This is a genomic window from Flavobacterium sp. HJ-32-4, assembly GCF_022532105.1.
Taxonomy (GTDB): domain Bacteria; phylum Bacteroidota; class Bacteroidia; order Flavobacteriales; family Flavobacteriaceae; genus Flavobacterium.
Window position 1 is genome coordinate 986,184 of record NZ_CP092832.1, and the last position, 20,685, is coordinate 1,006,868.

General features: G+C 50.7%; 19 protein-coding genes. 9 read left to right on the plus strand and 10 right to left on the minus strand.

Going from position 1 to position 20,685, the window contains the following annotated elements:
- Positions 1-4: 4 nt before the first annotated feature.
- From glmS to MKO97_RS04025, 5 genes are all read left to right on the plus strand, one after another.
- Positions 5-1,849 (plus strand): glutamine--fructose-6-phosphate transaminase (isomerizing), encoded by a 1,845-nt coding sequence (glmS, locus tag MKO97_RS04005; RefSeq protein WP_241104782.1) that lies wholly within the window; start codon positions 5-7, stop codon positions 1,847-1,849.
- Positions 1,850-2,117: 268 nt separating this feature from the next.
- Positions 2,118-4,907 carry a carboxypeptidase-like regulatory domain-containing protein gene (locus MKO97_RS04010; protein WP_241104783.1) on the plus strand — a complete coding sequence of 930 codons (2,790 nt, stop codon included), beginning with the start codon at positions 2,118-2,120 and terminating at the stop codon, positions 4,905-4,907.
- Between the two features lie 30 nt (positions 4,908-4,937).
- Positions 4,938-6,440, plus strand: coding sequence for an SGNH/GDSL hydrolase family protein (locus MKO97_RS04015; RefSeq protein ID WP_241104784.1), 1,503 nt, complete (start codon positions 4,938-4,940; stop codon positions 6,438-6,440).
- 213 nt (positions 6,441-6,653) lie between these two features.
- Positions 6,654-8,165, plus strand: coding sequence for a F0F1 ATP synthase subunit beta (gene atpD, locus MKO97_RS04020; RefSeq protein WP_241104785.1), 1,512 nt, complete (start codon positions 6,654-6,656; stop codon positions 8,163-8,165).
- A 69-nt stretch (positions 8,166-8,234) separates the two neighbouring features.
- Positions 8,235-8,516, plus strand: coding sequence for a F0F1 ATP synthase subunit epsilon (locus MKO97_RS04025; RefSeq protein WP_241104786.1), 282 nt, complete (start codon positions 8,235-8,237; stop codon positions 8,514-8,516).
- 125 nt (positions 8,517-8,641) lie between these two features.
- Here the strand turns inward: MKO97_RS04025 and MKO97_RS04030 are convergent, their stop codons facing one another.
- Both MKO97_RS04030 and MKO97_RS04035 read right to left on the minus strand, forming a co-directional pair.
- Positions 8,642-9,655, minus strand: a complete 1,014-nt coding sequence (locus tag MKO97_RS04030; RefSeq protein WP_241104787.1) for a transglutaminase domain-containing protein — start codon at positions 9,653-9,655, stop codon at positions 8,642-8,644.
- A gap of 62 nt (positions 9,656-9,717) precedes the next feature.
- Positions 9,718-10,452, minus strand: coding sequence for a DUF542 domain-containing protein (locus tag MKO97_RS04035; RefSeq protein ID WP_241104788.1), 735 nt, complete (start codon positions 10,450-10,452; stop codon positions 9,718-9,720).
- A gap of 198 nt (positions 10,453-10,650) precedes the next feature.
- Between MKO97_RS04035 and MKO97_RS04040 the strand changes: the two genes are divergently transcribed.
- Complete coding sequence (locus tag MKO97_RS04040; RefSeq protein WP_241104789.1) at positions 10,651-11,907, plus strand: pyridoxal-dependent decarboxylase; 1,257 nt, start codon at positions 10,651-10,653, stop codon at positions 11,905-11,907.
- Between the two features lie 39 nt (positions 11,908-11,946).
- Here MKO97_RS04040 and MKO97_RS04045 read toward each other — a convergent pair whose 3' ends face one another.
- Positions 11,947-12,390 (minus strand): YHS domain-containing (seleno)protein, encoded by a 444-nt coding sequence (locus MKO97_RS04045; RefSeq protein WP_241104790.1) that lies wholly within the window; start codon positions 12,388-12,390, stop codon positions 11,947-11,949.
- A gap of 120 nt (positions 12,391-12,510) precedes the next feature.
- Here MKO97_RS04045 and MKO97_RS04050 point away from each other — a divergent pair, with 120 nt between their 5' ends.
- Together MKO97_RS04050 and MKO97_RS04055 are read left to right on the plus strand one after the other, a co-directional pair.
- A complete protein-coding gene (locus MKO97_RS04050; protein WP_241104791.1) occupies positions 12,511-12,927 on the plus strand; it encodes a DM13 domain-containing protein in 417 nt (138 codons plus the stop codon).
- Positions 12,928-12,929: 2 nt separating this feature from the next.
- Complete coding sequence (locus MKO97_RS04055) at positions 12,930-13,829, plus strand: hypothetical protein (RefSeq protein ID WP_241104792.1); 900 nt, start codon at positions 12,930-12,932, stop codon at positions 13,827-13,829.
- A 103-nt stretch (positions 13,830-13,932) separates the two neighbouring features.
- Here MKO97_RS04055 and MKO97_RS04060 read toward each other — a convergent pair whose 3' ends face one another.
- On the minus strand, positions 13,933-14,736 hold the full coding sequence (locus tag MKO97_RS04060; protein WP_241104793.1) for an SDR family NAD(P)-dependent oxidoreductase: 804 nt from the start codon (positions 14,734-14,736) through the stop codon (positions 13,933-13,935).
- A gap of 2 nt (positions 14,737-14,738) precedes the next feature.
- Entirely contained in the window at positions 14,739-15,590 is an 852-nt protein-coding gene (locus tag MKO97_RS04065; protein ID WP_241104794.1) for an alpha/beta fold hydrolase, read from the minus strand.
- Between the two features lie 224 nt (positions 15,591-15,814).
- Here MKO97_RS04065 and MKO97_RS04070 point away from each other — a divergent pair, with 224 nt between their 5' ends.
- Positions 15,815-16,228 (plus strand): helix-turn-helix domain-containing protein, encoded by a 414-nt coding sequence (locus MKO97_RS04070; protein WP_241104795.1) that lies wholly within the window; start codon positions 15,815-15,817, stop codon positions 16,226-16,228.
- 99 nt (positions 16,229-16,327) lie between these two features.
- Here the strand turns inward: MKO97_RS04070 and MKO97_RS04075 are convergent, their stop codons facing one another.
- The 5 genes from MKO97_RS04075 to MKO97_RS04095 form a co-directional block, all read right to left on the minus strand.
- Positions 16,328-17,143, minus strand: coding sequence for an SDR family NAD(P)-dependent oxidoreductase (locus MKO97_RS04075; protein ID WP_241104796.1), 816 nt, complete (start codon positions 17,141-17,143; stop codon positions 16,328-16,330).
- An 84-nt stretch (positions 17,144-17,227) separates the two neighbouring features.
- Complete coding sequence (locus MKO97_RS04080) at positions 17,228-18,121, minus strand: AraC family transcriptional regulator (RefSeq protein WP_241104797.1); 894 nt, start codon at positions 18,119-18,121, stop codon at positions 17,228-17,230.
- A gap of 167 nt (positions 18,122-18,288) precedes the next feature.
- Positions 18,289-18,858, minus strand: coding sequence for an NAD(P)H-binding protein (locus MKO97_RS04085; RefSeq protein ID WP_241104798.1), 570 nt, complete (start codon positions 18,856-18,858; stop codon positions 18,289-18,291).
- A gap of 11 nt (positions 18,859-18,869) precedes the next feature.
- Positions 18,870-19,250: a nuclear transport factor 2 family protein gene (locus MKO97_RS04090; RefSeq protein ID WP_241104799.1), complete on the minus strand. Its 381-nt coding sequence runs from the start codon at positions 19,248-19,250 to the stop codon at positions 18,870-18,872.
- Positions 19,251-19,467: 217 nt separating this feature from the next.
- A complete protein-coding gene (locus tag MKO97_RS04095; RefSeq protein ID WP_241104800.1) occupies positions 19,468-20,679 on the minus strand; it encodes an aldo/keto reductase in 1,212 nt (403 codons plus the stop codon).
- Between the last annotated feature and the right edge of the window lie 6 nt (positions 20,680-20,685).

A 20,685-nucleotide genomic window follows, 5' to 3' on the forward strand; every position in this document is an offset into this window, starting at 1 on the left:
ACATATGTGTGGAATTGTAGGTTACATCGGTCACCGCGAGGCCTATCCAGTGGTAATAAAAGGCCTTAAGCGGTTGGAGTACAGAGGGTATGACAGTGCGGGTGTCATGTTGTATGACGGCTCCCAACTGAAAGTATCCAAAACCAAAGGCAAAGTAACCGACCTCGAAGAACGGTCGAAAGAAATCACGACCAATGGCACCATTGGCATGGGCCACACGCGTTGGGCGACCCACGGCGTTCCAAACGACGTCAATTCGCACCCGCACGTATCCAACTCGGGGAACCTGTGTATCATCCACAACGGTATCATCGAGAACTATGAGCCACTCAAAAAAGAACTGATCAAAAGAGGGTATACCTTTTCTTCTGATACCGATACGGAAGTACTCGTCAACCTGATTGAGGAAGTCCAGAAAAAAGAAAAAGCAAAACTGGGCAAAGCCGTCCAGATCGCGTTGAACCAGGTGGTCGGTGCCTACGCCATCGTCGTGTTCGACAAAACCAACCCTGACGAATTCGTCGTCGCCCGTTTGGGAAGTCCGTTGGCGATCGGTATCGGTGATAATGAGTTTTTCATCGCATCAGATGCCTCTCCGTTTATCGAATATACCTCGAATGCCGTTTACCTGGAAGACGAGGAAATGGCCGTGGTCGCCATGGGCAAACCGCTCAGCGTCCGCAACATTAAAGATGACTCACTGGTCGACCCGTATGTTCAGGAACTCCAGATGAACCTCGAGCAGATTGAAAAGGGCGGATACGACCACTTCATGTTGAAGGAAATCTACGAACAACCTAATGTAATCCGCGACACCTATCGCGGCCGGTTGTTAGCAGATGAGGGCATCATCAAAATGGCGGGCATCGAAGACAATCTCGAGAAATTCCTCAACGCCGAGCGTATCCTGATCGTGGCCTGTGGCACGTCATGGCATGCCGGTTTGGTTGCCGAGTATATTTTCGAGGAATTTACCCGCATACCGGTAGAGGTGGAATACGCTTCTGAATTCCGCTACCGCAATCCGATCATCAACAAACGCGATATCGTCATCGCCATTTCACAGTCGGGGGAAACCGCCGATACGCTGGCGGCTATCAAGTTGGCGAAAGAAAACGGTGCGTTTGTGTTTGGGGTATGTAATGTAGTAGGTTCGTCGATTTCACGTGAAACCCACGCGGGTGCTTATACCCACGCCGGTCCTGAAATTGGAGTCGCGTCGACCAAAGCGTTCACCACACAGATTACCATCCTGACACTGATTGCCCTGCGTCTGGCAAAGGCGAAAGGAACGCTGTCGCACACCGACTTCCACCGCTATTTGCAGGAACTGACCATTATCCCCGAGAAAGTGGCTGAGGCCCTTTTGACAAATGAAGTTGCCCAGGAAATCGCCCGCGTCTTTAAGAACTCGTCAAATTGCCTGTATCTGGGCAGGGGCTATAATTTCCCGGTTGCACTTGAGGGAGCACTTAAGTTAAAGGAAATCTCCTATATCCATGCGGAAGGCTACCCGGCCGCCGAAATGAAACACGGTCCGATCGCATTGATCGACGACCAGATGCCGGTTATCGTCATTGCGCCGAAACAAGGCCATTACGACAAAGTAGTCAGCAACATCCAAGAGATCAAATCGCGAAGCGGACGTATCATTGCCGTGGTTACTAAGGGAGATGTGCAGGTGCGCGACCTCGCCGATTACGTGATCGAGGTGCCGGATACAGCCGATGCGCTGTCGCCACTACTGACGACGATTCCGTTGCAGTTGCTGTCCTATCACATTGCCGTCATGCGGGGTTGTAATGTCGACCAGCCACGAAATCTGGCCAAGTCGGTCACCGTAGAGTAAACGAAAACGAAAATAGAAGGAAAAGCGGGCGAAAAACCCGCTTTTTTTGTTTTTGACTAAAATTGAATTTTCCTCTCAATTATATGCATACATAGTTTTAATAAACAGTGTTTCGAACTATTCGTTAGCAAATATTTAATAAAGTATTCGTTGTAAGATAACGTTATCGCTTTCGTAATTTTCAACGATTAAGAAAATTAGCTGCCCTTTTTTGACGATATTAGAAAAATTTGTAGTTTGGCAGGATAAACTAACAAAATCAAAACCAATGAAACTTTACGGACTCATTTTATCGTTGCTTTTCAGCGCAGCTGCGTTGGCCCAGGGCACGATTTCCGGGATGGTCACCGATAACAACGGCCTCGCGCTTCCGGGCGTCACGGTTACGGTTAGTGGTGATACAGCCGGGACTTCCACCGGGACCGATGGGAAGTTTTCCCTGAAAGTATCGAAGAAACCACCCTTTACACTGGTGTTTTCAAGCGTGGGATACACGTCTCAGAGCGTGAATGTGGCGTCATACGACCAGGTCGTGAACGTCTCAATGCAAGAAGAGGAGACAGTGCTTAACGAGATCGTTGTCTCGGCTTCGCGTACACCAGAGCGGGTACTCGAATCACCGGTGACCATAGAGCGTATGGGCATCCAGGACATCCGCAATACCAGTTCGCCGACTTTCTACGACGGACTCGAGAACCTGAAGGAAGTGCACTTCAACACCAGTTCCCTTTCCTTCAAATCCATTAACACCCGCGGCTTCGCGACAGTAGCCAACACCCGCTTCCTGCAGTTGGTAGACGGGATGGACAACTCCTCTCCCGCGCTCAACTTTGTATTGGGTAACCTGATTGGGGTATCTGACCTCGATGTCGCCAGCGTCGAATTGCTACCAGGCGCTTCGTCGGCACTCTATGGTGCGAACGCGTTTAACGGCATCCTGTTCATGAACAGTAAGAGTCCTTTCCAATACCAGGGAATCAGCACCTATTTCAAATACGGACAAACGTCACAGGATGCAGCGGGCACCAACGATTATTACGACTTTGGTATCCGTGCCGCCCATGCTTTCACGCGTCATTTTGCAGCGAAGGCGAACTTTACTTACATGCGTGCTACTGAATGGATCGCTGCCGATACGCGCAGTATGACAGCAGGTGGCGTCGGACATGACATCAACCAAAACTACGACGGACTCAACACCTACGGCGATGAGGTTACCACCTTTATCTCCAACGTGGGGCAGGTAAGCCGCACAGGATACCGCGAGCAGGACCTTACCGATAACAAAATCGAAAGCGTAAAGGCCGATTTCTCCCTCCATTTCAAACCATGGAACGACGATAAGGAAATCATCCTCCAGCACAAACTCGGCTTTGGTAACACTGTTTATCAGGGAGCCAACCGCTATGCGCTGAAGAATTTCTACATGCAGCAAACCCGCTTCGAGTTCAAAGGCAACAACTTCTTCGTACGGGCCTATATGACCGACGAGAACGCAGGTGACTCCTACGACATGCGTTTCGCTGCGTGGAACGTCAACCGCGCTGCCAAATCCGACGTGCAGTGGTTTACCGATTACGCCACGGCATTCCAATTGTCGGAAGCGATTCTCGGACTCAACGCAAAAGAAGCGTCTAACTACGCACGTAACTTTGCAGACAACAACCTGGCGCCGGGCCTTCCCATTACGCCAACAGGAGGTGGACTGCCACGTTTCCAGCCAGGGTCGCCGGAGTTTAAGAATGCCTTGAGTACTATCATCCAAAACCCAGACCTGACGCAAGGTGCCAAGTTCATCGACGAGTCTAAATTGTATCATGGCGACCTGAACTACAACTTCAAGGACATGATCAAGTTTGCTGAAGTACAGGTCGGTGGTTCCATTCGCCAATACGAATTGAACTCCGCGGGTACCATCTTCACCGATTTCGACGGACCTATCCGTTACAACGAATACGGTGCCTACACCCAATTGCAGAAAAAAGTGATGGATGACCGCCTGAAACTGACCGGTTCCATCCGTTACGACAAGAGCCAGAACTTCGACGGCTTCTTCTCGCCACGTATCGCTGCCGTTTATTCTGCAGGCACAAACAAAGAACACAATTTCCGCGTATCGTACCAAACCGGTTTCCGTAATCCTACGACGCAAGACCAGTACATCGGACTCGACCTTGGGCCTTTCGCCCTGATCGGTTCGGCTTCTGACAACCTCGACCGTTACGTTGAGACACTGAACGTAAGCGCTGCCGGTGTAGCTGCCGGACAGCCGGCTACGGTGACCCTTACCGGTCGCGATGCCTATACCAATGCGTATACCCTTTCATCCGTACAGGCATTTGCGGCATCACAGAACCCGGCCGACCTTCAGGTGGCTAAGATCGGGCTCGTGAAGCCAGAGCGCGTGCAAGCGTTAGAAGTAGGATACCGTTCCGTGGTCAACAACAACCTGTCGGTTGACATCAATGCGTTCTACAATATGTACGACGACTTCCTGAACCAATCACGCGTGATCACGCCATATTATGGTGTGGCTGGCGCTGACCCCACCGACCCAGCCGTACAATTGGGTTACCAGGCACTTGGTTTCGGCGACCGTCGTGTGTACCAGGTCTATACCAACACTACCGCGAAAGTGACTTCGTTTGGTGTCGGCATCGGTCTTTCCAAGAAAGTATATAAAGACTTCGAACTCGGCGTCAACTATAACTATGCTGATTTCGATTTCAACCAAAGCGATGACCCATCGTTCATCCCGGGCTTCAACACGCCGAAACACCGCATCAAGGGTACGTTCGCGAATGCCAAACTCTTCAAAAACTTTGGCTATAACTTCAACGTACGTTGGAACAGTGAGTACCTCTATCAAGCGTCTTTCGCAGACGGTATGGTGCCAGAAAACACTGTTTTCGATGCCCAGATCAGCTATGCGATCCCTTCAATCAAATCGTTGCTGAAAATCGGCGGTTCGAACATCTTCGGAGGCGACTACATCCAGGTGATTGGTGCCGGACAAGTTGGTCGTATCCTGTATGCTTCACTGACCATCAACCCATAACACATTGCTAACGATAAAATTTCTGGAATCATGATAAAGAATATGAAATGGGTGTTGCTGGCGTCGCTGATTGTTTCAGCCTGTAGCCAGGATGACAGTACCCCTGCCGAAGAGCCGATTACATCAGGCTCGGCCGACCTTTCAAAATACGTTGCCCTGGGTGACTCATTTGCGGCCGGCTTCAGCGACAACGCGCTGTTCAAGGCAGGACAGGAGAATGCGTATCCTAACATTATCGCCCAACAGTTTGCCCTGGCCGGAGGTGGTGCTTTCACCACGCCGTTCATGACAGACAACGTAGGCGGTTTCTCGGCCGGAGGTGTGCAGATTCCGCAATTCCCAACACGTCTGTACTTCAACGGGTCGGGTCCTGCCAACGTATCCGGTGTGTCCGGAACGGTATTCGGCACGACCGTCGCTGGTCCGTTTAACAACCTTGGGGTGCCGGGAGCGAAGAGCTACCACCTCGGTATCGCAGGATACGGAACGCTTAACCCGTATTTTGGACGTTTCGCGAGCGCTCCTACCGCAACTGTCGTAGGCGACGCCGTGGCACAAAACCCTACCTTTTTCTCCCTTTGGATTGGAGGAAATGACGTATTGGGTTACGCGACATCCGGCGGAACCGGAGCGAACCAAACCGGTAACCCGAATCCGGCGACATATGGAACCAGCGATATTACCGATCCAACCGTATTTGGTTCGGTGTATAACAACCTCGTCAACGCACTTACTGCCAACGGGGCAAAAGGTGTTGTAGCGAACCTTCCTTACGTGAACTCACTTCCGTATTTCACAACAGTACCCTACAACCCGGTGCCACTTGATGCCGCTACGGCCAATCAGTTGAACACCCAGTTGATAGGGCCTGTGAAACAGGTTCTTACTGCGCTGGGCCAAGGTGACCGTATCAGTTTCGTAAGCGCCGGTTCCAACAACCCACTGTTGATCAAAGACGAAAGCCTTGAGAACCTGGCGCCACAATTGTCAGCTGCATTGCAGGCTGCAGGTTACCCGGCTCCAACGGCTGGTTTTATCGCCAGCATCTACGGACAGGCGCGCCATGCGAAAAACACCAATGGTTTCCGCGACTACATCCTGTTGCCTACCCGTACCATCATCGGCACGACACAGGCGGGAGTTCCGGCACCGTTCAATACAGTAGGTGTCACCTATCCGCTACAGGATGGCGCGGTGCTTACCAACGACGAAGCCAACCAGGTACGTGTGGCCACCGACGCGTATAACGAGGCCATCGCAGCGGCTGCCGCTTCAAAAGGACTCGCGCTGGTGGACACCAAAGCCGTTATGGCTGACCTTCTCGCGGGCGGTATCCGTTTCGGAAATTACCATATCTCAACGCAATATGTAGTCGGGGGTGCCTTCTCAATGGACGGCGTACACCCAAGCGCACGTGGCTACGCGCTGATCGCCAACGAATTCCTGAAAGCCATCAATACTACCTATGGCTCGAACTTTAAAGGGGTTGACCTGGCGGATTATCGCATCCAATATCCGGCCATCCTACCATAAGGTATTTTTGCCGAAAATGCAGAAAGCCATCCTTTTAGGGGTGGCTTTTTGCTTTGTATGCACGACTTAGGCCCTTCATTCTGCAAAATAGCCAAACCCCAACGTTTTTTTCGGCCAAACGATTTGACAATCCCGTTTATGTGTCTATCTTTGCACTCGGAAAAAAGAGGCTGTTTTATACACGTAAACGGCTATCAAATAAATACATAAGCAATGTCAAAAGTAACAGGTAAAGTTGCGCAGATCATCGGTCCGGTTGTGGACGTCGTGTTCAGCGGGAAGGATGTTGAGCTTCCGAAAATCTATGATTCACTGGAAATTACCAAGGCAGACGGGACCAAACTCGTTCTCGAAGTGCAGTCGCACATTGGCGAGAATACCGTGCGCACCATCTCGATGGACTCTACCGACGGACTTAGCCGTGGTTACGAAGTAGTAGCTACAGGAAGCCCTATCCAGATGCCTATCGGCCCGGATGTATACGGACGCCTCTTCAACGTAATTGGTGACGCCATCGACGGTTTGGGTGACCTTCCGAAAGCAGGCGCAAACGGCATTGCCATCCACCGCCCAGCCCCTAAATTCGAAGACCTGTCGACATCTACCGAAGTACTCTTTACCGGTATCAAAGTAATCGACCTTATCGAGCCTTACGCAAAAGGGGGTAAAATCGGTCTCTTCGGAGGTGCCGGTGTAGGTAAGACGGTATTGATCCAGGAATTGATCAACAACATTGCAAAAGGACACGGTGGACTTTCTGTATTCGCCGGTGTAGGTGAGCGTACCCGTGAAGGAAACGACCTGTTGCGCGAGATGTTGGAGTCAGGTATCATCAAGTATGGTGAAGACTTCATGCACTCGATGGAAAACGGCGGTTGGGACCTTTCCAAAGTGGATAAGAACCTCATGCGCGAATCAAAAGCGACCTTCGTATTCGGACAGATGAACGAGCCGCCAGGAGCACGTGCCCGTGTAGCCCTTTCAGGACTTTCAATTGCAGAATATTTCCGTGACGGAGCCGGTTCTGACCAAGGAAAAGATGTACTTTTCTTCGTTGACAACATTTTCCGCTTCACCCAGGCAGGTTCCGAAGTATCGGCCCTCCTCGGACGTATGCCATCAGCGGTAGGATACCAGCCGACACTCGCCACCGAAATGGGGGCGATGCAGGAACGTATCACCTCTACCAATAAAGGTTCGATCACATCCGTACAGGCCGTATACGTACCGGCGGATGACTTGACTGACCCGGCGCCGGCTACCACCTTCGCCCACTTGGACGCAACGACCGTACTTTCCCGTAAAATTGCCGAGCTTGGTATCTATCCGGCTGTGGATCCACTTGACTCTACGTCACGTATCCTTACGCCACAGATTCTGGGTGACGACCATTATAACTGCGCACAGCGCGTGAAAGAAATTCTGCAGAAGTACAAGCAACTTCAGGATATCATCGCGATCCTCGGTATGGAAGAGCTTTCAGAAGAAGACAAACTCGCCGTAGCACGTGCCCGTCGTGTTCAACGTTTCCTTTCGCAGCCGTTCCACGTGGCCGAGCAGTTCACCGGTATTCCAGGTGTGCTCGTTGATATCAAAGACACCATCAAAGGTTTCAACATGATCATCGACGGCGAACTCGACCACCTTCCGGAAGCGGCCTTTAACCTGAAAGGAACCATTGAAGACGTGATCGAAGCCGGACAGAAAATGCTTGCTGAAGCGTAAATCCAGTAGGCAGTATGCAGTCGCAGTGAGCAGCTGCCAACTGAGACTGCCAACTGTAAACTAAGTACTATGACGTTAGAAATAGTTTCACCAGAAGCCACCCTGTTCAAAGGGGAAGTAACATCGGTAACGCTGCCGGGCGTCGACGGATCCTTCCAGATCCTCAACCACCACGCGCCGATTGTATCGATCCTTAAGGAAGGCGACATCCGGATTGTATCCGATTCGTTCGCCACGGCAAAGAACGTATCAGACCGCTTCGTGACCATCGATGGCAAAACGCACACGCTGCACATCAAATCGGGCACGATCGAAATGAACGACAACAAAGTGATTGTATTGGCCGACTAAGAAATGCCAACAAATAAATAAGACGTCCGGTTAGCGCCGGACGTTTTTTTTGGGCGTCCCGGCGCATCACGTGCGCTTTTCCCAAGACATTGACCGGCGCCGTCGCGCTTTCCGCTCTAGCTTTGCTATTTTTGTAACCGCACCAAAAACCGAGTCGCTGGTATCCCGTTGATGTACAAGTCAATAAATCGGGTTCGAGGATTGTCGATCCGGAAACAGCATACAATTCCGCTATCCGTTTCTTCGTAAGGCAACCCATCGCGGTCATAGCTACCCCAATACGATGGGTCCGCGTTTACCTCCACATCATCGACTGGGTAATCACCCGTCCGAATCCTGAAAGAAACCGTTTCGCCCAGCCGGGCGACAATAATACCGGTTGCAGGCGAGACCACCTCAATACTCGGACTCAGCAATGGATAATAGTATGGGCCATTTCGATAGTCCTCTTTCGTCACCCCGCTGTCCTCCAACCATTTTTCATCCTCTGGGAAATGGTCGCGAAAAAAGCGCCAGGCGGGCGGTATCCAATAGGTTTCGCGAAACGACTTAACAAATCCGGTTAGTTTACCTTCCTCATCTTCCGGACAGTAACCGGCCGCCCAGGTGCAGTCGACCCACAGGTACCGATCTTCGATGCGCAGCACATTCCAGACATGGTCCAACACGCCCATCCGCCCGATTTGAGTGGGGCGGTTTTTCGTATAACCCCTTACCAATGAGCACCGTATGCCGGCAAGGCCACAAAGTTCCTTATAGAGTAAGGCATATCCTTCGCAAACGTCCTTTCCGGTTTCCAGGACTTTCTTCGCCCGATCCCGCTCATATTTGGCTTGTTTCTCCCTACAGTCATACGCGTCGTCACACTTGAAACGGTCGGGTTCGGCGCGGCGGTTATATGCCTCATAATCGTAAGCGGTATTCTCGGTCACCCAAATAAACAACGCCCGCGCCTTTTCGATTTCAGTCTGGCAACTGGCGGTGAGCGCTGATACCAACCGTTCTATATGTCCGTCATATCGCACGGCACGCGCGCGGGCGTCGAGCACGTCATACGGATTCGGCGTTGGGATCGTATCCTGTGCTGACAGCGGGAAGTAACCTAAGACAATGACGAGAAAGCAAAGTAACGGTCGCATACCCAAATGTAGTAAAACGACGCCTTCGAGCTGCTACAAGCAGCACACAACCCATTTCCCGTTTAATCCCAAGCCCGAAGCATTTGCGCCTCAAGTGCCCGCGCCCTCGGAAACAATACGTTGTTCTCCAGATGGATGTGTTCGTCGAGATCCTGCTCGAAACGCTCCAGCATCGTATAGGCCGCCCTGAAAAGCGGACAGTCGTCGATCGGAGGCATGTAGTGGTCGGTGAGCCGGGCGATATACCGAAAACGGTCGCCTTCCTCTTCGTGTTCGCGCTCCATGACCCGCAACACCTCGCACAACGGTTGGTTGAGCCGTAAACGCCGGGGTACACCCGTCTGTGCCGCATGTTCCAACCGCACGATATGCGGGAACACCACGGTTTCCTCCGTCTTCAGGTGCTGCATAAGCGCTTCGGTGGCTTCGCCAAACAGGATTCGGAGGGGCACTACCTCCGCGTGTGTGCCACCATAGGCGTCGCACAGCCGGTTCAGGTGATGCCGGATCACCGGAATACCCGTCATGATATAGCGGTGGTGTTTCTTTTCGACATAATCGACAATCAGGTCGGCGGGCCAGGAGTCGAAGTCGATGACGGGGTCTACTTCCGAAAGCAGCGTATCGGTAAGCTCGGTCATGATCCGTTTGAAGTTGAAGCCTTTTTGTTCGCAGGCCTCCGCAACCGTATAGTGTCCGCGGCAACTGAAATCGATGCCGTAGCGCGAAAAGATGGCGGCAGTCCGAAAGTCATGTGCCACGAACTCGCCAATAGTGAGGTGTTGGGTAGTAGCCATAAATAGATGTTGGGGTACAACGAAAATACAACTAAAATTATCTTAAAATGCGAATTTCACCAACAATGTAGCGGGTCAAAATGACATTTATCAACTATCCGCGCGACGTGAGTAGAAGTACGTCGGGAGATTCGCACAAAACATGACAGAAGTCATTGTTCCTCCCTCCAGACCGCAGGACCTTTGCAAAAAAAGATAATGGAACAGTGGAAGAAACTGTCGCCCGACCAGGCGCGCCAACGCATCGAAAAGGCGCTTGCCGAGAATGTCGATTTCAACGACGGCCGGGCTATAGGCTATCCTGTGTCGAAGCTCGACGGACGCGTTTTTCACGACGCACCTTTCCTGAAGGATGCGCCGGTGTTGATGACCTACGTGTCCAACCCCAATCATATCGGATGTCACACCCTCGGCACCTCCGAGAGCGCGTTCAAAGGCACGCAGGAGATCGAGCGCGACGTACTCGACATGGTGGCCTGCGACGTATTTCACGCCACGCCTGACAGCTATGATGGCTATGTGGCCGGAGGTGGCACTGAAGCGAACATACAGGCGTTGTGGATGTTCAGGAACGTCTTCCGCGACACCTACCGCGCCCGGCCTGAGCAGATTGCGATCTTCGCCTCGGAAGACACTCACTATTCCATTGCAAAAGGAGCCGATCTGCTGACTACGCAACTCATCAAAGTGCCGGTCGATTTCGAAACCCGCGCTATTCGCCGTGACGCACTTCGCGCCAGGTTGATTGAGGCGCTTGCGTCAGGTGTGCGGTATGCCATCGTGGTGGCGAATATGGGCACCACCATGTTCGGTTCCGTAGACGATCCGATGGTTTACACCTCGTTATTGTGGGAATACGGTATCCCGTTTTTCCTTCATGTCGACGCCGCCTATGGCGGATTTATCTATCCGTTTCTCGACCGTCACAACCAACTCGACTTTCGCAACCCTGATGTGTCGTCGGTAGCGGTCGATGCCCACAAAATGCTCCAGGCGCCTTATGGTACGGGTATTTTCCTCTGCCGGAAGGGCTATATCGAACACGTGCTCACCAAAGAAGCCGACTACGTTGAAGGCATGGACCTAACCCTGAGCGGCAGTCGTTCGGGTGCCAATGTCGTGGCCGTCTGGATGATTCTGAAAGCCTACGGCTATGCCGATTGGTTCGAAAAAGTGCAGGTGCTGCAATTGCGTACCGCCTGGTTGTGCAGCCAACTCGATGCGTTGGGCGTGGCGTATTTCCGTGAGCCGAACCTGAATATTGTTGCGATCCGGGCGTCGTTTATCGACGATCCGGTGGCGGAGCGCTACAACCTCGTGCCCGAGCACCACACCGGGCCTAACGACTGGTATAAGGTCGTGATCATGCAGCATGTCGACCTCGAGATACTGGGACGTCTCGTGACGGATATCATGCAACGGGTAGGCCTCGAAATGGAAATCCCCTTACAGTAAACCATAAGGGGATTCCGGTAACTTCTTTTTCTATGTCTATCAGGATTTGCCTGTCTTAACCGACGGCCAATTCGCATCGGCCTTTTTGATCAAGGCGTCTCGGTCTTTGTTCCATTCGGTGCGCACGTCTTTATTATAGTTGAGATAGAGTTTCCCCGCTACGATGGTAAACGCATCCGCTTCCGTAGGTGCCTTGTAGCCCCGCGAACAACCGTAGGCACAGTAACCACCATATTGTGGCAGGTATTTCGCAGGATCAGCTTTGAAGGCTGCAAGGGTTTCGTTACTTGAGAAATGCCAGTCGGCGTTTTCGTAACGGTATACGAGTTCCGGTTTTCCTTCGACCGCGCGCCCTTCGGTGAAATACGCCACGACATCATAGCCGTTGAGGGCTCCTTTTTTGGTTTCGTAAACAGGTGATTGCTGCGCCCGGGCGGCAAAACCGGCAAGGGCGATCATAACGAGCAGGACAAACTTTTTCATATTTTCTGTGTTGATTGTGAGAGCAAAACTACGCCCGCAATTTTGTTCGAAATGTCGGCTAGGTGACAAATGGGGAATTTATTTCACGGGAACTTTGTCAAAAAAGCTATGAAAACCATCATGTTATCACTTGTCCTGGGCCTCGCCCTTTCGTCGTGCCAGTCGGAAGGCGAACTCACCCAATCGGATGTCGGCGACGTGGCCCTTCCCACCGAAGCACAACTTTTGTATGAAGGCACGTTTAGTCCGACTTCAGGTATTGAGGTTGCCGGTACGGCCCGTGTGTATGCCAGGGCGTCAGAACGTTATGTGGCCTTGGAAGATTTCTCGGTATCGCGGGGTCCCGACCTAAAGGTGTATCTATCCACTACCGCAGCTCCCGATACCTTCGTAAACCTGGGCGCGCTGGGTAACGGCGTAGATCCAACCTATACCATCCCGGAAGGCGTTGACCTGACGGTGTACGACCACGTACTCATCCATTGCCAGCAGTACAGCCATCTTTTTGCCATTGCACCTTTACAACCCGCCGAATAGCCATGAAAGTCAGATTATTGTTTTATGTGGCCCTTTTCTCGATTTCCGTTATGAAGCTTCAGGCCCAGGGTTGTAGCGATGCGGGTATTTGTAGTATGGCGTCACATCCCGAAACCTACTCTTCGGCGCGGAATGAAATTGAAGTAACCGGACTCGTAGGCGCGGGCGAAGCGGATACCCGGTATTTTTCGCCTTTTATTGCCTACAACCGCCGCTTCAACGACCGTTGGTCAGGTGGGGTAAAGATCACGTCTTCGTTTGCGGAAGGTCGTTTTGGGAAACGGGGCTCGTTGGGCGATGCCTACTTAAGCGCCCATTTTATCCCAAAACCCGATGCACGCTACAAGTGGTCGTATTCTGCGGCGGTGAAGATTCCGTTCAACAGGGCCAACCTAAAGATCAACGAACACCCGTTGCCGCTGGATTACCAAAGCAGTCTGGGCACCATTGATTTCCTCGGCAGCGTCAACCTTCGGTATGGGAACTGGGATTTCAACAGCGCCCTGCAACTGATTGTGGTCAACCTGAACGCCAACTCGTTCTTTGCCGAGTACTCCGGAACGGATGCCTTTCCTTCGACCAACCTGTTTCGGCGCCGGCCCGATGCCTTGTTCCGGGCGACGTATACGCTGTCCGATTCGAAAAAGCGTTTCCACCTTAAACCCAATTTACTGTTCATCTACCATCTGGGTGAAGATTCGTTTGAGAACATCTACGGCGGGCGCGAATCGATTTCCGGTTCTGACGGACTGACCCTCAACGGCAACCTGATTGGTATCTATGATTTCAAGTCGGGAAGCCTGTCCCTTTCGGCGGCGGCACCTTTCGTCGTGCGCGACATCCGTCCCGACGGCCTGACGAGGGAGTTTACGGTGTCGGTGGGGTATGTGGGGCGGTTTTGAAAAAAGCCTCTCCGATTGAAGAATAAAAAAAGCACCGTTCGGAACCCGGACGGTACTTTTCAACGTCGTGGAAGCACTTCTTTGACCATTCTCTCAAATGGTGTTACTTCGCCTTCTGCACATCAGCCAGCATCGTCTTTTCGAACATCTTCGGTGCGTAGTTTTGAAGGAACACAATCGTTCCGGCCATTTTTCCGACCAGATTTTTGAAGGAAGGCTCTTTTGTTTCAAGGATTTTGTGCACCATATCGGTCACGAGCGTGGGATCTTCTGCGTTCTGTATGCCATCGTCCGTAAAGGCCCCCAATTGTTCGCGGTATCCGTCATAGTCGGCGATAGGGTGTTGGGAAGACACCGCGTTTACTCCGATGTTGGTTTTGAACCATCGGGGCTCTACCATACTCACTTTTATATTGAACCGATGCAATTCAAAACGGAGCGATTTAAAGTAGCCTTCAACGGCATGCTTCGACGCGGAATAATACGACAGGTTCGGTGGTCCTATCAATCCTACAATCGAACTGATGGTAACGATGTGGCCGGACCGCTGTCTTCTGAAAAGCGGCAATAAGGCATTTGTCACTTTTACCGTTCCCCAGAAGTTGGTTTCAAACTGCCGCTTGCCCAGTTCAATGGGAGTTTCTTCTGCGATGCCGGTCACAAGAAATCCGGCATTGTTTACCAACACGTCGAGATGGGGGATGGATGCGGACAGCTCATCTGCAAACCGGGCGATAGCGTGGTCATCGTCGAGGTCAAGGCGCATCATCCTGAACGGGAATTGGGTGCCATAATTGTCCGGATTACGGCTTGTGCCGATTACCGTGTATCCCTTTTGGTGAAGGTCGATGGCGAGCCGTAATCCAAAACCGGAAGAGGCACCTGTAATCAATACGGTTTTACTCATGACTATTTTGTTTGGTTGTCCTGACGCAGGAAGCTGTTAATATAAGAAGTTGCGAGTTCCGGATATTGGAACTGTGGTGCGTGGCCAGCGTCGGGGAGAATGATATGCTGTACGGTCGGCGCGTTTTTCAGCAGCGGGAACCAGTTTTCAGTGGCAAACGAAATGTCATGATCCCCTGATACTACCAGTACTGGCGTTTTTAACGTGGCGTATGCCGCTCTGAAATGGTCTTTATCCTCTAAAATGGCCGAATTCGACGCGAAGTAACGTTGAAACACCTCCGGAGTTGAAGGTACTTTGCTCCAGTCGGTATGTTGCATGATACGTCCCATTGAGGCCTGTGCGGCACTTCGGCTTTTTTCCGATTTAGGTTCGAAGAAAAGTACAACAGCGTCTTCGAAGTCGTTCACGGGTTTCAACGCTCTTTCCAGAAAAGCCGGTTCAAAAGCCACATCATTTTTGCCCATGGGATTCGTGCCAATCAAAACCGTTTTCATAACGCGATCCGGGTGTAAGAACATGACATACTGCGCGACCCAGCCGCCGTATGACCAGCCCATGATGTTGAATTTGTCTATTTTCAGGTAATCGGCCAGCTTTGTTGCTTCTGATGCAACTTCCTTGATATCCAGTGGTAGCGCGCCTTCCGAGTAGCCGATACCTGCATAATCGAAGGTAATTACGGTGTTGTTCGTTGCCAGCATGTCAAGGAAGAGGGGATCCCAGGTGTCGAGCGTACCTCTGAAGCGATTGGTTAGGATAAGAGGCGTTCCGACTCCAAATTTTCGGTACGCGATTTTCTTGCCCTCAATAAAGGCGAATTGCGTTTTTGCCGTTAGGGCTGTTTCTTTCATGGTGGTTTTTGCTTTTTGTGAATAAAGAGGGTGTTGAACGAATAAAGTGGCTCCTAAGAGCAGTGTCAGGAGCTTGATTTTAGGCATTTTAATTGCATTCCATTGTAAATCCTTTGTTGTCATGGTTGATTGTTTTAAATATTAATTGTAAATTTGCTTGCATATTGCAAGTGCAAATATAAATGCATTTACTTGCGTTTTGCAAGTAATTATAACTATTTTTTATGTCACAGGTAAAAAAAAGATCAAACTGCCTGATTAGCAATTCATTGGAAGTTTTCGGAGACAAGTGGTCGCTCTTGATTGTACGCGATTTGATGTTTAAGAAAGAGTGCACCTATGGCGATTTTTCGAAATCGGAGGAGAAGATTGCCACCAATATCCTGGCGGCGCGGCTCTTATCGTTAGAGGAAAATGGTATTATCAGCAAACGCCCGCATCCTGACAGTAAAGCGAAAGTCTTGTATCGTCTGACCCAGAAGGGGGTTGATTTATTGCCGATTATCGCAGAGATCAATCTGTGGGCCGAGAAATATTACGTCGTTTCGGACGAGCGGAAGGCCATGTTGGCGGAAATACACCGCGATAAAGATGGGTTCATCCAAAAAAACAGGGATGAACTGGAGCCCTATATATAATCACAGACGTTTCTGCGTTCGAAAAAGGGGTTATAAATAGCGAGACCCAAACAAAAAGGCTGCCCTAAAGGCAGCCTTTTCTTCTTATTGGGGGACTACTTATCCGTGCGCTTCTACCGAGAGATCGTTCACTTCCTCCCATTTTGCCAAACGGTCGGCGTATACGTGTTGTACCCAAGGAAGGGCCGTCGCGCCAAAGAATACCCGCGCAGGTGGGTTCTCGGCATGCACGATTTTCAACATCGGCCCTACGGTTGCATCCGGATTGCCATAAGGCAAATTCCGCATTTCCTCGTACTTCACTTCTTTAAAGTCGTTATACGCGTCAATCGGCTGACTTCTTACGCCTGATGAACCCGAAAAGTCGGTAGTATACCCGATTGGTTCGATCAGGGTTGTTTTGATACCGAAGCTTTTTACCTCTTCCGCCAGGGCTTCGGTAATGGCCTCCACCGCCCATTTTGACGAATTGTAGATGCCTAACAGCGGAATTGAAACAATGCCTAATAAACTGGATACTTGTATGATATGGCCGAAGCCCTGCTTCCTCATGACGGGCAGCGCGGCCTGGGTGACCCACAGTAAGCCGAAGACGTTTGTTTCGAACTGTGTGCGGACCTCTTCTTCACTCGCCTCTTCGATGGTTCCAAATAGGCCATATCCGGCGTTGTTGATTACGACATCCAGTGTGCCAAAATGCTGTTGCGCCTGGTTCACTACGTCAAAACACTGCGCCTTGTTCGTTACGTCGAGTGCTATCGTAAGCAGTGATGCGCCATACTCGGCTGCCAGATCGCCCAGTGCCGCCGTATTCCGCGCAGTTGCTACTACGTTATGGCCGTTTTGCAATAGCGCTTCGGTCCAGATTTTTCCAAATCCCCTTGCAGCGCCTGTGATTAAAATCGTTTTACCCATGATTTTATTTTTATGTTAGAAACCTAAATACGGGGAACAAAACTAGTTTACAGAAAGCCGGAAGGGGTAATGAATATCGAGTAATTAATTATGAATATCGAGTAATTTTGCACGAACTGTTTTTGGTATCGTGCCCGTCACTCGTTTGAAGTAATTATTAAAATAGCTCGGATATTCGAATCCAAGTGCATACGCGACATCGGCGATACTCCAATCTGTGTGCTGCAGTAGTGCCTTTGCCTCACTTACGATTCGGTCAGACAGGTGCGCCGTAATAGGTCGCCCTGTCACTTCACGTACGGATCGGTTCAGGTGGTTCACATGCAGGGAAAGGCAATTTGCGTAATCTTGTGGGGTCCTCAGCATGAGAGGACGCTCTTTGCTTTCGATCGGGAACTGTTTCTCCAATAAGTCCATGAACATATGCGTGATGCGTGATGCCGCATTATGGTGCCTGATGATGTTCGACGACGGATTGATCTTAAGCACTTCGTGGTTTATAAGTCCTATATAATTCCGAATGAGGTCGTCCTTAAACAAATACGCGGTATCGCGCTCCGCGTAGATTTTCCGGAAGAGCAGGTCCATAAAGTCGGCTTGTTCCCGATTAAGTTCATACACCGCCGGCGCCCCAATCTTAAAGAGCGGCAGCCGTGAAAGCGTGTCGGTTCGCTCTCCTACCTTTAGGAATTCCTCTGAAAATACGCAGGCATAGCCCTTCGTAATCGGCTCAAACACCTCCCAGGCATAGGGGATGTGGGGGTTGCCAAAAAACAAGAAAGTACCTTTCACCTCATAGACCGTATCGCCATAGCGGATAACTGCATGCCCGGTGTTGATAGAGATTTTATAGAAATCCCGCCGGCTGGAGAAGGGAACCGCTTTAAATGAGGCATCTATTTCATATACCTTAAAGCCCTTTAGTTTGATTTCGCCTTGGCTGAAATGGGGGGCGTTTGAAACCGATTGTTTTTTCATGGCACGAAGTTATGAAATTCAATCACTTCTTTAATCAAAGGTGTTTGTTCGGAAGGATGCTTTTGGGAAACACATTCGCCCGTCTAAACCAGATTAAAGCCCATTTGGTGTCGCCTCCTTAAGCTATTTTTGCCAGGAAGTCCTTGTCGGACGGTACGTCCCCTAGATTACAGCGGTTTACTTATCCCGATGTTTTCTTTTACGTGCTTGTCAGGATGCAGTATGAGCTTCGATACGAAGTCTGCTATACTTTTTCTGGAGACGGCGGTGCCCGTTTCCGGTTGTCCTTTCAATGTTGTGATATAGTCGATTTCATTGGCATTTGTAAACCAGTCGGGGCGCAAAATGGTATAGTCCAAACCAGAGGCTTCAATAACGTCCGCTAACGCTCGGTAAGGTTCCAACACCGGTTTAAGCGGCTTGTCGTAAATGCCGATCGAACTAATTGCGATGATCCTTTTTACATTCGATTCCTCCATAGCGGCCACTGTGTTTCTTGCCATCGCGCCGAGGTTTCCGGCGAGATTGACGTATACGATATCCTGACCCTTCACCGCATTTTTTACATCCGTATAGTTCAGGGCATCGCCTTCAATGACCTTGAAATGATTCGGATTGGCAATACGGTTTTTATTCCGGGCAAATAGCGTCAATTCGAGATGTTCTTTTTCTGAAAGTGCCTCGATTACCACCTTCGCCAGGCTTCCTGTGGCTCCTATAATCAGTACTTTTTTCATGTTTTATAATGTTAGAAGGTTCTGGCAACCGAATTAAGGATGATCCATTGCCCGTTCCGTTTTTCAAGCTGCATGGTTTGCTGCAGGGGCCAAACATGACGCGAACCCCAGATACATGCGTCAAGAAGGCTTCGCCCCACGAACGTGGCCCGGTTGCCGTGCAGGTGCACTTCCTGGCTTACCACTTCCGCACCGTAGTATTTCATTCCCTCGGTCTCGATTTCCCGTAACCATTCTCCCCGGGGTTGAACGTAACCGGTAATATGGGTTAAGGTAAAATTTGTGTCAAGTAGGGTTTGTAAACCGCGAATATCTTTGGCAATCATCCGTTCGGTCAAAACGGAGGTAGCCTTGACGACTTCTTGTTGTTCGGCTGTGAGGGATGCTTCCATGTTGGGGTTATGAGGAGGGTTCTGTGCCCCTCCCGTTATGCTTAGTAAGAGGAAAAAGAGTAGAAGGGTTGCTTTCATCCCGTGTCGCTGTTTTTTGGCGCGTTATAGCAGGGGCGGATCGATCCCGCAACAGGTTGACGTCACATCATTTATAACCTCTATTCCGGTGTTTCCAAACTTTACGTATTCCATGATATTTTGTGTGTATGATACGGGTTTATTTTCGTAACGGACTTTTTCCGTGTGTTCCTGTTGAACTCGAACCCAGGCTGGCGCCGATGTCATGGGCGGCCGCAATAGCTTCAGGTGCACGTTTGCCAAACACCTGCACATGTGAAAAGGCGGTTTCCAACTCTGCCATGTCTTCGGAGGTTAGTTTCACTCCTACGGCGCCTATGTTCTCGGTTTGATGCGTCAGGTTCGTGGTGCCGGGGATGGGAACGATAAACGGTTTTCGCGCCAGTAACCACGCCAGGTCTATTTGGGCCGGAGTAGCGCCTTTCTTGTCAGCCATCGCTTGCAGGATGTCAACGATGGGCTGGTTTTTGGCCAGCGCTTCATCCGTAAATCGCGGAAAGCCGGCAATCAGTCGCAGGTCGGTTTCATGGAAGACGTGTCCGGGTTTGATTTTTCCGGTCAGATAGCCCATACCCAACGGGCTCCACGGAACGAAACCGATGCCCAGCTCTTCACAAACCGGCAAGACTTCGTGTTCCGGATCCCTTGTCCAGAACGAATATTCATTCTGCACGGCCGTAACAGGGAATTCGGCATGGGCGCGCCGGATCGAAGCGGCTCCGGCTTCTGATAGGCCGTAGTGTTTGATTTTTCCTTCCTTCACCAAATCCGCCATCGTGCCGGCGACGTCTTCAATCGGTACATTCGGGTCAACCCGGTGTTGGTATAACAGATCGATGTGGTCGGTTTGCAAACGTTTCAGCATACGCGCTACATTTTGGCGTATATACTCAGGGCGACTGTTAAGTCCCCTTCGTTCCTTTGTTATCGGGTCGACCTCAAAACCGAATTTGGTGGCAATCACCACGTCATTTCGGAAAGGTTTCAGCGCGTGTCCCACCATTTCTTCGCTGTAAAAGGGGCCATATACCTCGGCGGTATCAAAGAAACGGATGCCTTTTTCATACGCAGACTGTATCACGCGGATCGCGTCTTCCTTTGGAGTTGGGTTACCGTAGGCCCAGGCAATGTTCATGCATCCAAATCCCAATTCAGAAACGGCGAGCGTTCCCAGTTTTCTTGTAGTAAGTCCGTTACTACCTGTCGGTTTCGTATCCATAGTAGGTTTAATTTGATGAAAGGCATTTGCCAGAAGTGTGTTCCCTATTACCAGGCCGGCCGATGCCAGCACCGATCGGGTGACAAATTCCCTTCTGTTGATTCCGTTGTTTTTACCGGTAGCTTTTTCCATAGTCGG

What these genes read in the sequence shown, in the direction of transcription:
- glmS (WP_241104782.1), top strand. Translation starts at nt 5, where the DNA reads ATGTGTGGAATTGTAGGTTACATCGGTCACCGCGAGGCCTATCCAGTG.
- MKO97_RS04010 (WP_241104783.1), top strand. Translation starts at nt 2,118, where the DNA reads ATGAAACTTTACGGACTCATTTTATCGTTGCTTTTCAGCGCAGCTGCG.
- MKO97_RS04015 (WP_241104784.1), top strand. Translation starts at nt 4,938, where the DNA reads ATGATAAAGAATATGAAATGGGTGTTGCTGGCGTCGCTGATTGTTTCA.
- atpD (WP_241104785.1), top strand. Translation starts at nt 6,654, where the DNA reads ATGTCAAAAGTAACAGGTAAAGTTGCGCAGATCATCGGTCCGGTTGTG.
- MKO97_RS04025 (WP_241104786.1), top strand. Translation starts at nt 8,235, where the DNA reads ATGACGTTAGAAATAGTTTCACCAGAAGCCACCCTGTTCAAAGGGGAA.
- MKO97_RS04030 (WP_241104787.1), bottom strand. Translation starts at nt 9,655, where the DNA reads ATGCGACCGTTACTTTGCTTTCTCGTCATTGTCTTAGGTTACTTCCCG.
- MKO97_RS04035 (WP_241104788.1), bottom strand. Translation starts at nt 10,452, where the DNA reads ATGGCTACTACCCAACACCTCACTATTGGCGAGTTCGTGGCACATGAC.
- MKO97_RS04040 (WP_241104789.1), top strand. Translation starts at nt 10,651, where the DNA reads ATGGAACAGTGGAAGAAACTGTCGCCCGACCAGGCGCGCCAACGCATC.
- MKO97_RS04045 (WP_241104790.1), bottom strand. Translation starts at nt 12,390, where the DNA reads ATGAAAAAGTTTGTCCTGCTCGTTATGATCGCCCTTGCCGGTTTTGCC.
- MKO97_RS04050 (WP_241104791.1), top strand. Translation starts at nt 12,511, where the DNA reads ATGTTATCACTTGTCCTGGGCCTCGCCCTTTCGTCGTGCCAGTCGGAA.
- MKO97_RS04055 (WP_241104792.1), top strand. Translation starts at nt 12,930, where the DNA reads ATGAAAGTCAGATTATTGTTTTATGTGGCCCTTTTCTCGATTTCCGTT.
- MKO97_RS04060 (WP_241104793.1), bottom strand. Translation starts at nt 14,736, where the DNA reads ATGAGTAAAACCGTATTGATTACAGGTGCCTCTTCCGGTTTTGGATTA.
- MKO97_RS04065 (WP_241104794.1), bottom strand. Translation starts at nt 15,590, where the DNA reads ATGAAAGAAACAGCCCTAACGGCAAAAACGCAATTCGCCTTTATTGAG.
- MKO97_RS04070 (WP_241104795.1), top strand. Translation starts at nt 15,815, where the DNA reads ATGTCACAGGTAAAAAAAAGATCAAACTGCCTGATTAGCAATTCATTG.
- MKO97_RS04075 (WP_241104796.1), bottom strand. Translation starts at nt 17,143, where the DNA reads ATGGGTAAAACGATTTTAATCACAGGCGCTGCAAGGGGATTTGGAAAA.
- MKO97_RS04080 (WP_241104797.1), bottom strand. Translation starts at nt 18,121, where the DNA reads ATGAAAAAACAATCGGTTTCAAACGCCCCCCATTTCAGCCAAGGCGAA.
- MKO97_RS04085 (WP_241104798.1), bottom strand. Translation starts at nt 18,858, where the DNA reads ATGAAAAAAGTACTGATTATAGGAGCCACAGGAAGCCTGGCGAAGGTG.
- MKO97_RS04090 (WP_241104799.1), bottom strand. Translation starts at nt 19,250, where the DNA reads ATGGAAGCATCCCTCACAGCCGAACAACAAGAAGTCGTCAAGGCTACC.
- MKO97_RS04095 (WP_241104800.1), bottom strand. Translation starts at nt 20,679, where the DNA reads ATGGAAAAAGCTACCGGTAAAAACAACGGAATCAACAGAAGGGAATTT.